The organism is Streptomyces sp. NPDC048606 (assembly GCF_040650855.1).
Lineage (GTDB): Bacteria > Actinomycetota > Actinomycetes > Streptomycetales > Streptomycetaceae > Streptomyces.
Genome location: NZ_JBEZIB010000017.1, coordinates 76,590 through 90,344, shown reverse-complemented (window position 1 = coordinate 90,344; position 13,755 = coordinate 76,590). Strand labels below are relative to the sequence as shown.

Below are 13,755 nucleotides of genomic sequence, written 5' to 3'. Positions count from 1 at the left end.
GTAGCTTTGACTGTCCCCTCGCCGTCCTCCGCAGGAGCATCCACGCCGTGCGCATCGCAGTCACCGGCTCCATCGCCACCGACCACCTCATGACCTTCCCGGGCCGCTTCGCCGACCAGTTCGTCGCCGATCAGCTCCACACGGTCTCCCTCTCCTTCCTCGTCGACAACCTCGACGTGCGGCGGGGCGGGGTCGGCCCGAACATCTGCTTCGGCATGGGGCAGCTCGGCAGCCGCCCGATCCTCGTCGGCGCCGCCGGCTCGGACTTCGACGAGTACCGCGCCTGGCTCGACCGGCACGGCGTCGACACCGAATCCGTGCGGATCTCCGAGGTCCTGCACACCGCGCGCTTCGTCTGCACGACGGACGCCGACCACAACCAGATCGGCTCCTTCTACACGGGCGCGATGAGCGAGGCCCGACAGATCGAGCTGAAGGCCGTCGCCGACCGCGTGGGCGGGCTGGACCTCGTCCTCATCGGCGCCGACGACCCCGAGGCGATGCTCCGCCACACGGAGGAGTGCCGTACGCGCGGCATCCCCTTCGCCGCGGACTTCTCGCAGCAGATCGCGCGCATGGACGGCGAGAACATCCGCACCCTGATGGAGGGCGCGACCTACCTCTTCTCGAACGAGTACGAGAAGGGGCTCATCGAGTCGAAGTCCGGCTGGACCGACGAGGAGATCCTCGCGAAGGTCGGCACCCGGGTCACCACCCTGGGATCGCAGGGCGTGCGCATCGAGCGCGTCGGGCACGAGCCCATCCTGGTCGGATGCCCCGAGGAGACCGCGAAGGTCGACCCGACCGGCGTCGGCGACGCGTTCCGCGCGGGCTTCCTGACCGGCCTTGGCTGGGGCGTCGGCCTGGAGCGGGCCGCGCAGGTGGGCTGCATGCTGGCGACGCTCGTGATCGAGACCCTGGGCACGCAGGAGTACACCCTGGCGCGCGCCCACTTCATGGAGCGCTTCACGAAGGCCTACGGGGACGACGCCGCCGCCGAGGTGCGGGCGCACCTGACGGTCTGATCCGACCCCTCCCTCGACGCCTCGCCCGCGCCGCTCGGCCCCCGGCCGCGGCGCGGGCGTCGGCGTTCGGGAGCGGGGCCGGCCCCGGGGGAGGACGCGGCCGGCGCGGCGGCCGGCCGGGGCGTCAGACCAGGCGGCGGACCGTGTACGCCACTCCGGCGGGGGCGTCGGCCTCGCCGAGGTACGCCTGGCCGCGGATCGCGCACCACGCCGGGATGTCCAGCCGCGCGACCTCGTCGTCCGACAGGACGGTCACGGTGCCCCCGACCGGCACCCGCCCGATCGCCCGGGCCAGCTCGATCACCGGCTGCGGGCAGCGCAGCCCGAGGGCGTCCAGCTCCAGGGACTCCGCCACCGGCGCGACCGTCACCGGCTCCCCGACCCCCAGCTTCTCCCGGACGCCGGCCACCGCGCCCGGCAACACCTCCAGTAAGCCGTTGACCTCGTCGGCGGAGGTCCCGACCGGCAGGGACACCCGTACGTTCCCCTCCGACAGCACCCCCATCGCCCGCAGCACGTGACTGGGGGTCAGCGTCGAGCTGGTGCAGGAGGACCCGGAGGAGACGGAGTAGCCCGCCCGGTCCAGTTCGTGCAGCAGGCTCTCGCCGTCGACGTACAGGCAGGAGAAGGTGACCAGGTGCGGCAGCCGCCGGTCCGGGTCGCCGACGACCTCCACGTCCGGCACCAGCCGGGCGACCCGCCGCCGGATCCGGTCCACCAGCACCCGCAGCCGCGCCGCCTCCGTGTCGGCCTCCGCCCGCACCGCCCGCAGCGAGGCCGCCGCGGCGACGATCGCCGGCAGGTTGGCGAAACCGGGGGAGCGGCCCGACTCCCTTTCGTCGGCGGGCCCTTGGGGGGAGAAGCGGACCCCCTTGCGGACCGCGAGGAGCCCCACCCCGGGCGGCCCGCCCCACTTGTGCGCACTGCCCGTCAGCACCGACCAGTCGGCCTGCACCCGTCCCCAGGCCAGCGACTGCGCCGCGTCCACCAGAAGGGGGACCCCGGCCCCGGCGCACAGCTCGGCGACCTCCGCGACCGGCTGGACCGTGCCCACCTCGTGGTTGGCCGACTGGAGGCAGGCCAGCGCCGTGCCCTCGCCGAGCGCGGCGGCGTACCCGTCGGGCGTCACCGCGCCGAAGCGGTCCACCGCGACCTCCGTCACCGTCCCGCCGTCCGCCGCGTGCAGCTCCGCCGCGTGGAGTACAGAACTGTGTTCGACCGCGGACACGACCAGTCGGTCGCCGACACGCCGGCGCCCGGCGAGGACCCCCGCCACCCCCGTGTGAACCGCGTGCGTCCCCGAAGGAGTGAACACGAGCTCGTCGGCGCGACAGCCCACCGCCTCGGCCGCCGCCTCCCGGGCCGCGTCCAACAACAGTCGTGCCCGGCGCCCCTCGCGGTAGAGCCTGGCCGGATCCGCCCAGCCCTCGTCCAGTGCGGCCTGCAACGCCTGCCGGGCGACGGGGTGCAGCGGGGCGGCGGACGCGGTGTCGAAGTAGGGCATCGGGCCACGCTAACCCGGGCGTTCGGCGGGTCCGGGTCAGGGTCCGTCAGATGTCCCGCCGAGCCCGCGGTTCAGGGCCGTATGGACCGTCCCCCGTACGGCGGATCCATCCCTTCGGGGGCAGTAGCGGCGCGTTGGGCACCCTCCCCGCGCGACCCCAAATAGCGTCCAGTAGGGTTTGGTCCGCATAAACATCCAAACCCCTGCCTGCGTCAGGGCCGGCGACCGACCCGAACACGGCCGCGGCCGGCCGCGCGGGCCGAGACTCTCGGGAAGGCGCTACGTGAGTCCCTACGGCTCCGACCGCTCGCCGCGGCGCCCGATGCGGCGGAAGCTGCTGCAGGCGCTGACTGCGGGCGTGGTCCTGGCGACCGCCACTGGTTGCTCGTACACCTGGAAAGACTTCCCCCGCCTCGGAATGCCCACCCCGGTCACGGAGGAGGCGCCTCGCATCCTCTCCCTGTGGCAGGGATCCTGGGCGGCCGCTCTCATCACGGGCATCCTGGTGTGGGGCCTGATCATGTGGAGCGTCATCTTCCACCGGCGTAGCCGGACGAAGATCGAGGTCCCCGCGCAGACCCGGTACAACATGCCGATCGAGGCGCTGTACACCGTGGTCCCGCTCATCATCGTCTCGGTGCTCTTCTACTTCACCGCGCGTGACGAGTCGAAGCTGCTCTCCCTCTCCGCCAAGCCGGCGCACACGATCAACGTGATCGGCTTCCAGTGGAGCTGGGGCTTCAACTACGTCGAGAACGTCGACGGTGACGCCGCGACGCCGAAGGCGGGCGTGGTTCCGAAGGAACTCGCCACCCTGCCGGACCGCTACACCAAGGCCTTCCCCGCGGGCGCCGAAGGCGTCTACGAGAAGGGCGTTCCCGGCGACCGGAACCCGGACACCAACAACCCGGGGCCGACCCTCTACCTGCCCAAGGGCGAGAAGGTCCGCTTCATCCTGTCGTCGAACGACGTCATCCACTCCTTCTGGGTGGTGCCCTTCCTGTTCAAGCAGGACGTGATCCCCGGCCACACCAATGTCTTCGAGGTCACCCCGACCCAGGAAGGCACCTTCATGGGCAAGTGTGCCGAGCTGTGTGGTGTCGACCACTCCCGCATGCTCTTCAACGTGAAGGTCGTCTCTCCGGCGGAGTACAAGGCGCACCTCAAGGAGCTGGCGGAGAAGGGTCAGACCGGCTTCCTGCCGGCCGGCATCAAGCAGACTGACCCGGCCCGGAATGCGGAGACGAACAAACTGTGAGCATCCTCAACGAATCCCAGGGTGCCGCCGCCGACTCGTACGAGAACGAGCTGCCGGTCAGGCGCAAGCAGCCGGGTAACGTGGTCGTGAAGTGGCTTACCACGACCGACCACAAGACCATCGGCACGATGTACCTGGTCACGTCGTTCGTGTTCTTCATCATCGGCGGCGTCATGGCGCTGTTCATGCGCGCCGAGCTGGCCCGTCCGGGCACGCAGATCATGTCGAACGAGCAGTTCAACCAGGCGTTCACCATGCATGGCACGATCATGCTGCTGATGTTCGCCACCCCGCTCTTCGCGGGCTTCGCCAACTGGATCATGCCGCTGCAGATCGGCGCGCCCGACGTGGCGTTCCCGCGGCTGAACATGTTCGCGTACTGGCTGTACCTCTTCGGCTCGACCATCGCGGTGGCCGGCTTCGTCACCCCCTCGGGTGCCGCCGACTTCGGTTGGTTCGCCTACTCCCCGCTGTCGGACGCCGTCCGCTCGCCGGGCATCGGCGCCGACATGTGGATCATGGGTCTGGCCTTCTCCGGCTTCGGCACGATCCTCGGTTCGGTCAACTTCATCACCACGATCATCTGCATGCGCGCTCCCGGCATGACGATGTTCCGCATGCCGATCTTCACCTGGAACGTCCTGCTGACCGGTGTCCTGGTCCTGCTCGCCTTCCCGGTCCTCGCCGCCGCGCTCTTCGCGCTGGAGGCCGACCGGAAGTTCGGTGCGCACGTCTTCGACGCGGCCAACGGTGGCGCACTCCTGTGGCAGCACCTCTTCTGGTTCTTCGGACACCCAGAGGTGTACATCATCGCGCTGCCGTTCTTCGGCATCATCTCCGAGGTCATCCCGGTCTTCTCGCGCAAGCCGATGTTCGGTTACATCGGTCTGATCGCCGCGACGATCGCGATCGCCGGTCTGTCCGTGACGGTGTGGGCCCACCACATGTACGTCACCGGTGGTGTGCTGCTGCCGTTCTTCTCCTTCATGACCTTCCTGATCGCGGTACCGACCGGTGTGAAGTTCTTCAACTGGATCGGCACCATGTGGAAGGGCTCGTTGTCCTTCGAGACCCCGATGCTCTGGGCCGTCGGCTTCCTGATCACCTTCACCTTCGGTGGTCTGACCGGCGTCATCCTGGCCTCGCCCCCGATGGACTTCCACGTCTCCGACTCGTACTTCGTCGTCGCGCACTTCCACTACGTCATCTTCGGCACCGTGGTCTTCGCGATGTTCTCCGGCTTCCACTTCTGGTGGCCGAAGTTCACGGGCAAGATGCTGGACGAGCGCCTGGGCAAGATCACCTTCTGGACGCTGTTCATCGGCTTCCACGGCACCTTCCTGGTGCAGCACTGGCTCGGTGCCGAGGGCATGCCGCGTCGTTACGCGGACTACCTCGCCGCCGACGGCTTCACCGCGCTGAACACGATCTCCACGATCAGCTCGTTCCTGCTCGGCCTGTCGATGCTTCCGTTCATGTACAACGTCTGGAAGACCGCCAAGTACGGCAAGAAGATCGAGGTCGACGACCCGTGGGGCTACGGCCGTTCGCTGGAGTGGGCGACCTCCTGCCCGCCGCCGCGGCACAACTTCCTCACCCTGCCGCGCATCCGCAGTGAATCGCCGGCGTTCGACCTGCACCACCCGGAGATCGCTGCCCTCGACCACCTCGAGGACCACAGCGCCGGCACCAAGGCCGTCACCGGTGGCAAGGAGGCCGGCAAGTGAAGATCCAGGGCAAGATGTTCCTCTGGCTCGCCGTCTTCATCCTGATCATGACCGTCGTGTACGGCGTGTGGTCGAAGGAGCCGGTCGGCACCACCGCTCTCGCGCTGGCCTTCGGCCTGAGCGCCATGATCGGCTACTACCTGGCCTTCACGGCCAAGCGCGTGGACGAGATGGCCCAGGACAACCTGGAGGCCGACGTCGCCGACGAGGCGGGCGAGCTGGGGTTCTTCGCCCCGCACAGCTGGCAGCCGCTCTCGCTGGCGATCGGTGGCGCGCTCGCCTTCATGGGCGTCGTCTTCGGCTGGTGGCTCATGTACTTCTCGGCCCCGATCATCCTGATCGGCCTGTGGGGCTGGGTGTACGAGTACTACCGCGGTGAGAACCAGAACCAGTAACGAGCAGTACGGCACGGCGACGCCGTGACGCCTTGAGGGGCCCGGACACCTTTTCGGAGGAGTCCGGGCCCCTCGTTTGCAGTCACCCCGCGCGCCGTAAATGTCATATCTTCATAGCGTTGGCTCCATGAAGCACTCACCGCGTCTCTGGACGGTCATCGGCTGCTCCCTGCTGGTCGCGTCCCTCGGTGCCGGCGCCACCGCGTGCGGGTCGGAAGAGGACAACCCGCTGTCCGTCCGCCCGTACGACGCGGCGGACCAGGTCGCCTTCAACCGGACCGCCGGTGGTCGGGCCGTCGATCCCGACAAGCCCCTGGAGGTCACCGTCAAGGCCCCCCGGACCCGGTTGACCGACGTGACCGTCGTGGACACCCACGGGCGGCGTCTGGCGGGTGAACTCTCGGCGAAGGGCGACCGCTGGCACAGCACCGCCCCGATGGCCGCGGGCGTCCACTACACCGTCACCGTGGGCACCGAGGACGAACGCGGCGCCTCGGGGCGCCGCACGCTGGCCTTCGACACCACCCCGGCCAAGAAGGTCCTCCAGGTCGAGTTCGGCCCGGACGGGGGGACGTACGGCGTCGGACAGCCCTTCACCGCCGAACTCAGCGAGCCCGTCAAGGACAAGGCCCAACGGGCCCTCGTCGAACGCGGCCTGGTCGTCGACGCGCCCAGCGGAGTCGAGGGCGCCTGGCACTGGGTCGACGACAAGAACCTGCACTACCGCCCGAAGGACTACTGGCCCGCGAACACCGAGGTCTCCGTACGGAGCAACCTGGAGGGCGTCAAGATCGGCGACGAGCTCCACGGAACCGCGTCCAAGCCGGTGAAGCTGGAGATCGGCGACCGCGTGGAGGTCACCACCGACGCCTCCTCGCACTACCTCACGTTCGAGCGCAACGGAGAAGTGATCAACACCATTCCGGTGACCACCGGGAAGCCGGGCTTCTCCACCCGCAACGGGGTCAAGGTGGTGCTCGGGAAGCAGTACTTCGTCCAGATGCGCGGCGACACCGTCGGCATCGGCGGCAGCGAGTACTACAACTTGCCCGTCTACTACGCCACGCGGGTGACGTGGAGCGGTGAATACGTGCACGCCGCGCCGTGGTCCATCGGCTCCCACGGCTACGAGAACGTCAGCCACGGCTGCACCGGCATGAGCACCGGCAACGCCGCCTGGTTCTACGAGAACATCACCGAGGGCGACATCGTCAAGGTGATCAACAGCATCGGCGACGACATGGACACCTTCGGGAACGGCTACGGCGACTGGAACATGGACTGGAAGGAATGGCGCGAGGGCAGCGCCCTCCTGAAGGGCACCCAGGAAGGCCGCAGCCCCCTCGACCAGGCCCGCCTGCGCCCCACCGTGTAGCCGCGCGCCCGATCCGACGGCCGGGCCGACGCGGCGCCGGGCGGGATCGGGCGGGACCAGACCCCACGGGCGTCCGTACGGGCGCCCGTGGGGCGTTGTGGGGCGCCGCGGGGGCCGCAGGGACCGCGTGGCCCCGGAGAGGCCCTCGGGGGCCCCTCGCGCGCCGCTCAGGCGTCCAGGGACAGCCGGGAGCGCAGGAGGCCCGCCAGGACCTCGGGGAAGTCCACCGGATCCACCGGAAGGGTGACGGCGGCGTCCGCGCGGCTCCAGGTGGCCAACCAGGCGTCCTGCGGGCGCCCCATCAGCAGCAGCACCGGGGGGCACCGGAAGATCTCGTCCTTGATCTGCCGGCACACGCCCATGCCCCCGGCCGGGACCGCCTCGCCGTCCAACACGCACACGTCGACGCCGCCCGCGTCCAGTTCCTTGAGAACCGCCGGAAGCGTGGCGCACTCCAGGAACTCCACCGGCGGCAGGTCCGCCGCCGGCCTGCGCCCGGCCGCCAGCCGCACCTGCTCCCGGGTGCCCGCGTCGTCGCTGTAGACCAGAACCCGCGCAGTCGCCCGCATTTCGTTCCTCCACGTGTCCGTGAATCACGCTGATGATGCGCGGGATGCTACTCCGTCCGACCGGCTGTCAACATCGGTTCGGACAGCCTCCCGATCACTCGTCTGATGGGCCGTTCGGGCCTAGCGCACGCCCCTGACACTCCGAACGGCACCCCCCGGGGTGAGGGCGGGATAAGCGACCGACATAATGTCGGTCGTGGCGACAGCAACGACAGTAGATACCGGGCACGCGCACCCGACGGTCAACCGGCCGAACCTCGTCAGCGTCGGAACCATCATCTGGTTGAGTTCCGAGCTGATGTTCTTCGCGGCCCTCTTCGCGATGTACTTCACCCTGCGATCCGTGACGGGCGCCGAGTACTGGACAGAGCAGGCATCGAGCCTGAACCTGCCCTTCTCGGCGACGAACACCACGATCCTGGTGCTCTCCTCGCTCACCTGCCAGCTCGGCGTATTCGCCGCCGAGCGCGGTGACGTGAAGAAGCTCCGGACGTGGTTCATCATCACGTTCGTCATGGGTGCGATCTTCATTGGCGGCCAGGTGTTCGAGTACACCGAGCTGGTCAAGCACGAGGGCATGTCTCTCTCGTCAGGCCCGTACGGCTCGGTCTTCTACCTGACCACCGGCTTCCACGGTCTGCACGTGACGGGCGGTCTCATCGCCTTCCTGCTGGTCCTCGGCCGGACGTACGCGGCCAAGAGGTTCACCCACGAACAGGCCACGTCGGCCATCGTCGTGTCCTACTACTGGCACTTCGTCGATGTCGTCTGGATCGGCCTCTTCGCCACGATCTACCTGATCAAGTAGCGAACACGTCGCCGGGCCCGCGCCCGGCACTCCATCCAGAAACACCGACGCAGAAGATCCTGACACCGGGGTAATCCGTGAAAAAGCTCTCCGCACGACGACGCCATCCGCTGGCGGCGGTCGTCGTTCTACTCTTCGCGCTGGCGGTCACTGGGGGGCTGTACGCCGCCTTCGCGCCCGCGAGCAAGGCGCAGGCCGATGAAACCGCCCAGTCCCTCGCCATCGAGGAGGGCAAGAAGCTCTACGCCGTGGGTTGCGCAAGCTGCCACGGGACCGGCGGTCAGGGTTCGTCCGACGGCCCCAGCCTGGTCGGCGTCGGCTCCGCGGCCGTCGACTTCCAGGTGAGCACGGGCCGCATGCCGGCCCAGCAGCCCGGCGCGCAGGTGCCGAAGAAGCCGAACATCTACTCCCAGGCCCAGATCGACCAGCTCGCGGCGTACATCGCGTCGCTCGGCGCCGGTCCGATCACGCCCCACGAGAAGCAGTACGACCCGGCTGGTGCCGACATCGCCAACGGTGGTGAGCTCTTCCGCAACAACTGCGCGCAGTGCCACAACTTCACCGGCGAGGGCGGCGCGCTGACGAACGGCAAGTACGCCCCGAACCTCGAGGACGTTTCGCCGAAGCACATCTACGAGGCCATGCTCACCGGCCCGCAGAACATGCCCTCCTTCCCGGACAGCACCATGCCGGAGAAGCAGAAGAAGGACATCATCGCGTACCTCCAGAACGTCAACGGCGAGAAGTCGACGAACCCCGGTGGCCTCAAGCTCGGTGGCCTCGGCCCCGTCTCCGAGGGTCTGTTCGGCTGGATCTTCGGTCTGGGTGCGTTGATCGCTGTCGCCGTCTGGGTCGCGGCCCACACCGCTAAGGCCAAGAAGTCATGAGTAGCCAAGACATTCCCGAAGAGAAGCACCTGCCGAGCGAGCAGGGCGACGCGCACCACGCCGGCGTGGCGGTCGCGGACGACCCGTTCGCCGACCCCGGCCTCCCGGTCCACAAGCCGCGCATCCAGGACATCGACGAGCGGGCCGCCAAGCGGTCCGAGCGCACGGTCGCGATGCTGTTCACGCTGTCGATGCTGGCCACGGTCGGCTTCATCGCGTCGTACGTGGCCCTGCCGGTCGACAAGATCGTCTACATCTTGCCCATCGGGAAGGTGAGCGCCCTGAACTTCGCCCTGGGCCTGACCCTGGGCGTGGCTCTGTTCTGCATCGGCGCGGGCGCGGTCCACTGGGCCCGCACCCTGATGTCCGACGTGGAGGTCGCCGACGACCGTCACGAGATCGCCGCTTCGCCGGAGGTCAAGGCGCAGGTCATGCAGGACTTCGCCGATGGTGCGAACGAGTCCGGCATCGCCCGCCGCCCCCTGATCAAGAACACGATGATCGGCGCGCTGTCCATGCTGCCGCTGTCGGCCCTCGTGATCATGCGCGACCTCGGCCCGCTGCCCGAGGACAAGCTCCGCAAGACCCTGTGGTCCAAGGGCAAGCTGCTCATCAACCAGAACACGATGGAGCCGCTGCGTCCCGAGGACGTCCTGGTCGGTTCGCTGACCTTCGCCATGCCGGAAGGCCTGGAGGAGGACCAGCACGACTTCCAGGTGCAGATCGCCAAGGCCGCCCTGATGATCGTCCGTATCCAGCCGGAGGACATCAAGGACAAGAAGGAACTGGAGTGGTCCCACGACGGCATCGTGGCCTTCTCCAAGATCTGCACCCACGTCGGCTGCCCGATCAGCCTGTACGAGCAGCAGACGCACCACGTGCTCTGCCCGTGCCACCAGTCCACCTTCGACCTCTCCGACGGCGCCCGTGTCATCTTCGGCCCGGCCGGTCACGCCCTTCCGCAGCTGCGGATCGGCGTGAATGACGAAGGCTTCCTCGAGGCGCACGGCGACTTCGACGAGCCCGTCGGTCCTGCATTCTGGGAGCGCGGATGAGCACTGCCACCGAGTCCAAGACGGCGCGCAAAGCGCCGGCCGGCGAGCGCGTAGCGGACTGGGCGGACGGCCGCCTGGGCATCTACACCCTCGCCAAGGCGAACATGCGCAAGATCTTCCCGGACCACTGGTCCTTCATGCTGGGTGAGATCTGCCTCTACGCCTTCATCATCATCATCCTCACGGGTGTGTACCTGACGCTGTTCTTCCACCCGAGCATGAACGAGGTGGAGTACCACGGCTCGTACGTGCCGATGCAGGGCGTCATGATGTCCGAGGCCTTCGCCTCGACCCTGGACATCAGCTTCGACGTCCGCGGTGGTCTGCTCATCCGACAGATCCACCACTGGGCGGCGCTCATCTTCGTCGCGGCCATGGTCGTGCACATGATGCGCGTGTTCTTCACGGGCGCGTTCCGCAAGCCGCGCGAGGTCAACTGGATCTTCGGCTTCCTGCTGCTGGTCCTCGGCATGTTCACCGGCTTCACCGGTTACTCCCTGCCGGACGACCTGCTCTCGGGTACCGGTGTCCGCTTCATGCAGGGCGCCATCCTCTCCGTCCCGATCGTCGGCACCTACCTGTCGATGTTCCTGTTCGGCGGCGAGTTCCCGGGCGGCGACTTCGTCGCACGCTTCTACTCGGTCCACATCCTGCTGCTGCCCGGCATCATGATGGGTCTGCTGGTCGCGCACCTGATCCTGGTCGTGTTCCACAAGCACACCCAGTACGCCGGCCCCGGCAAGACCGAGAAGAACGTCGTCGGCATGCCGCTGCTGCCGGTCTACATGGCCAAGGCCGGAGGCTTCTTCTTCCTGGTCTTCGGTGTCATCGCGGCCATCGCGGCGATCGCCTCGATCAACCCGATCTGGGCGCTCGGCCCGTACCGTCCGGACCACGTGTCCACCGGCGCGCAGCCCGACTGGTACATGGGTATGCCGGAAGGCCTCATCCGAGCCATGCCGGGCTGGGAGATCAACCTGTGGGGCCACACGCTCGTCCTGGGCGTGTTCATCCCGCTGGTGCTCTTCCCGCTGGTCCTGGGCGCCATCGCCGTCTGGCCGTTCATCGAGTCCTGGGTCACCGGGGACAAGCGCGAGCACCACATCCTGGACCGCCCGCGCAACGCCCCGACCCGTACGGCCTTCGGTGTCGCCTGGATCTCGGAGTACATCGTGCTCCTCATCGGCGGCGGCAACGACATGTTCGCCCAGTACTTCCACCTGTCGATCAACTCGATCACCTGGTTCGTCCGGATCGGCTTCTTCGTCGTCCCGGTCCTGGCCTTCATCGCCACCAAGCGGATCTGCCTCGGCCTCCAGCGCCGGGACCACGACAAGGTGCTGCACGGTCGCGAGACCGGCATCATCAAGCGTCTGCCGCACGGTGAGTTCGTCGAGGTCCACGAGCCGCTCTCGCAGGCGAAGCTGCACACGCTCACCTCGCACGATCAGTACGAGCCGCTCGAGATCGGCCCGACGGTCGACGAGAACGGTGTCGAGCGCAAGGTGACGGCCACGGAGAAGCTGCGCGTGAAGCTCAGCAAGGGCATGTTCGCGGAGGGCAACCAGATCCCGAAGCCCACCGTCGAGGAGTACAAGGAGATCCAGAGCGGCCACGGCCACCACTGATCTCCGGCATGACAGCTTGAGGGATTGATTCAGGTCAATCCTGGTGTCGCCACGGCGAGAGCCCCGTCCAGTGTCTGGACGGGGCTCTTCGCCTTCCTCCGGCGCTGGATAGGCTGAGATCGTTCCCATTTCGACGTGGACCCCGACATCGGGTGGCCGACCAACAGCAGGAGCTGACCATGAACGTTGCGACCCCGGCAGGCGGCGACAGCGTGGCGGCCCGTGGCTGGCCGGGCGTCCTCGACGCGCTGCTGACCGGCCAGGACCTCACCGCCGACGACAGCGCCTGGGCCATGGACCGGATCATGCGCGGTGAGGCCACCGACGCGCAGATCGCCGGTTTCGCGGTCGCCCTGCGCGCCAAGGGCGAGACCGTGGCGGAGATCAACGGTCTCGTCCGGGCGATGTACGACCACGCCAACCTGATCGAGGTCCCGGGCCGGACGGTGGACATCGTCGGCACCGGCGGCGACGGAGCGAAGACCGTCAACATCTCGACGATGTCCGCGGTCGTCGTGGCCGGAACCGGCGCCAAGGTCGTCAAGCACGGCAACCGGGCCGCGTCCTCGGCGTCCGGCTCCTCCGACGTCCTGGAGAAGCTCGGCGTCAACCTGGACCTGACCCCGGAAGGGGTGGTCCGGGTGGCCGAGCGGGCGGGCATCACCTTCTGCTTCGCGGTGCGGTTCCACCCCTCGCTGCGGCACGTGGCCGCCGCCCGCAAGGAGCTGGGCATCCGGACCACGTTCAACTTCCTCGGCCCGCTGACCAACCCGGCGAAGGTGCGGGCCCAGGCCACCGGCGTCGCCGACGCCCGGATGGCCCCCATCGTGGCGGGCGTCCTCGCCGAACGCGGCTCCTCGGCGCTCGTCTTCCGCGGTGACGACGGCCTTGACGAGCTGACCACGACCGCCACCTCCCGGGTGTGGTGGGTCCGCGAGGGCACGGTCACCGAGCTGCCCTTCGACCCGCGCGACGTCGGCATCGAGCTCGTCGACGTCTCGCGGCTGCGCGGCGAGGACGCCTCCTACAACGCGGACGTGGCGCGCCGGGTGTTCGCCGGCGAGACCGGCCCCGTACGGGACGCCGTCCTCCTGAACGCGGCGGCGGCGCTCGTGGCCCTGGACCCCGGTACGGGCTCGCTGGAGGAGCAGATCGCGGCGGGCATCGCCCGAGCGGCCGAGGCCATCGACTCGGGCGCGGCCCGTGCGGCCCTGGAGCGCTGGGTGGCGGCCAGCAACGCCTGACCACGCGGGGCGCGGGCCGTCCGCCGCGCGGACGGCCCGCGGTGAGAACGGCGTGAAAGAGGCGTGGAGGAACAGACCCCGGTCCGCATGGCGGACCGGGGTCTTGTCTTCGGAGGATCTTGTGGCAAGATGCTCACAGGTCACGAGTGACAGCGTTTAGGCCCCGGCTTGCTGTCCGGCAACCCTCCTTCCGTGGCGGGGTGCCCCGGGTGATGACCAGGTCGTAGGCAGCAAGGCCTGCGGCAAGCGCGGATCCCTCGACACCAGGGGTCCTGGTCTC

The 13,755-nt window shown here is 68.5% G+C and carries 12 protein-coding genes and 1 riboswitch; of the genes, 10 read left to right on the top strand and 2 right to left on the bottom strand.

Features of this window, described 5'->3' with window-relative positions; all coding sequences use genetic code 11:
- The first annotated feature begins 47 nt into the window (after positions 1 to 47).
- On the top strand, positions 48 to 1,025 hold the full coding sequence (locus tag AB0D01_RS19815) for a carbohydrate kinase family protein (RefSeq protein WP_363056905.1): 978 nt from the start codon (positions 48 to 50) through the stop codon (positions 1,023 to 1,025).
- 124 nt (positions 1,026 to 1,149) lie between these two features.
- Here the strand turns inward: AB0D01_RS19815 and AB0D01_RS19810 are convergent, their stop codons facing one another.
- Positions 1,150 to 2,529 (bottom strand): aminotransferase class V-fold PLP-dependent enzyme, encoded by a 1,380-nt coding sequence (locus tag AB0D01_RS19810; RefSeq protein WP_363056903.1) that lies wholly within the window; start codon positions 2,527 to 2,529, stop codon positions 1,150 to 1,152.
- A gap of 283 nt (positions 2,530 to 2,812) precedes the next feature.
- Here AB0D01_RS19810 and coxB point away from each other — a divergent pair, with 283 nt between their 5' ends.
- From coxB to AB0D01_RS19790, 4 genes are all read left to right on the top strand, one after another.
- Positions 2,813 to 3,787 (top strand): cytochrome c oxidase subunit II, encoded by a 975-nt coding sequence (coxB, locus tag AB0D01_RS19805; protein ID WP_363056901.1) that lies wholly within the window; start codon positions 2,813 to 2,815, stop codon positions 3,785 to 3,787.
- Entirely contained in the window at positions 3,784 to 5,514 is a 1,731-nt protein-coding gene (ctaD, locus tag AB0D01_RS19800; protein WP_363056899.1) for a cytochrome c oxidase subunit I, read from the top strand. The genes coxB and ctaD overlap by 4 nt, the downstream gene beginning before the upstream one ends.
- Positions 5,511 to 5,909, top strand: a complete 399-nt coding sequence (locus AB0D01_RS19795) for a cytochrome c oxidase subunit 4 (protein WP_363056897.1) — start codon at positions 5,511 to 5,513, stop codon at positions 5,907 to 5,909. The genes ctaD and AB0D01_RS19795 overlap by 4 nt, the downstream gene beginning before the upstream one ends.
- A gap of 127 nt (positions 5,910 to 6,036) precedes the next feature.
- Positions 6,037 to 7,284: an Ig-like domain-containing protein gene (locus AB0D01_RS19790; protein ID WP_363056895.1), complete on the top strand. Its 1,248-nt coding sequence runs from the start codon at positions 6,037 to 6,039 to the stop codon at positions 7,282 to 7,284.
- Positions 7,285 to 7,451: 167 nt separating this feature from the next.
- Here AB0D01_RS19790 and AB0D01_RS19785 read toward each other — a convergent pair whose 3' ends face one another.
- The gene (locus tag AB0D01_RS19785; protein WP_363056893.1) at positions 7,452 to 7,853 is read right to left on the bottom strand and encodes a hypothetical protein; all 402 of its coding nucleotides are present in this window, start codon (positions 7,851 to 7,853) and stop codon (positions 7,452 to 7,454) included.
- 187 nt (positions 7,854 to 8,040) lie between these two features.
- Here AB0D01_RS19785 and AB0D01_RS19780 point away from each other — a divergent pair, with 187 nt between their 5' ends.
- From AB0D01_RS19780 to trpD, 5 genes are all read left to right on the top strand, one after another.
- Positions 8,041 to 8,661 (top strand): heme-copper oxidase subunit III, encoded by a 621-nt coding sequence (locus AB0D01_RS19780; RefSeq protein ID WP_069919977.1) that lies wholly within the window; start codon positions 8,041 to 8,043, stop codon positions 8,659 to 8,661.
- A gap of 77 nt (positions 8,662 to 8,738) precedes the next feature.
- Positions 8,739 to 9,548, top strand: a complete 810-nt coding sequence (locus AB0D01_RS19775) for a c-type cytochrome (RefSeq protein WP_363056891.1) — start codon at positions 8,739 to 8,741, stop codon at positions 9,546 to 9,548.
- Entirely contained in the window at positions 9,545 to 10,603 is a 1,059-nt protein-coding gene (locus AB0D01_RS19770) for a Rieske 2Fe-2S domain-containing protein (protein WP_363056889.1), read from the top strand. Before AB0D01_RS19775 ends, AB0D01_RS19770 begins: the two co-directional genes overlap by 4 nt.
- Positions 10,600 to 12,231, top strand: a complete 1,632-nt coding sequence (locus tag AB0D01_RS19765) for a cytochrome bc complex cytochrome b subunit (RefSeq protein WP_363056887.1) — start codon at positions 10,600 to 10,602, stop codon at positions 12,229 to 12,231. The genes AB0D01_RS19770 and AB0D01_RS19765 overlap by 4 nt, the downstream gene beginning before the upstream one ends.
- Positions 12,232 to 12,410: 179 nt before the next feature.
- Positions 12,411 to 13,475: an anthranilate phosphoribosyltransferase gene (gene trpD / locus AB0D01_RS19760; RefSeq protein WP_363056885.1), complete on the top strand. Its 1,065-nt coding sequence runs from the start codon at positions 12,411 to 12,413 to the stop codon at positions 13,473 to 13,475.
- 138 nt (positions 13,476 to 13,613) lie between these two features.
- A riboswitch (SAM riboswitch) is annotated at positions 13,614 to 13,730 on the top strand.
- Positions 13,731 to 13,755: the final 25 nt, after the last annotated feature.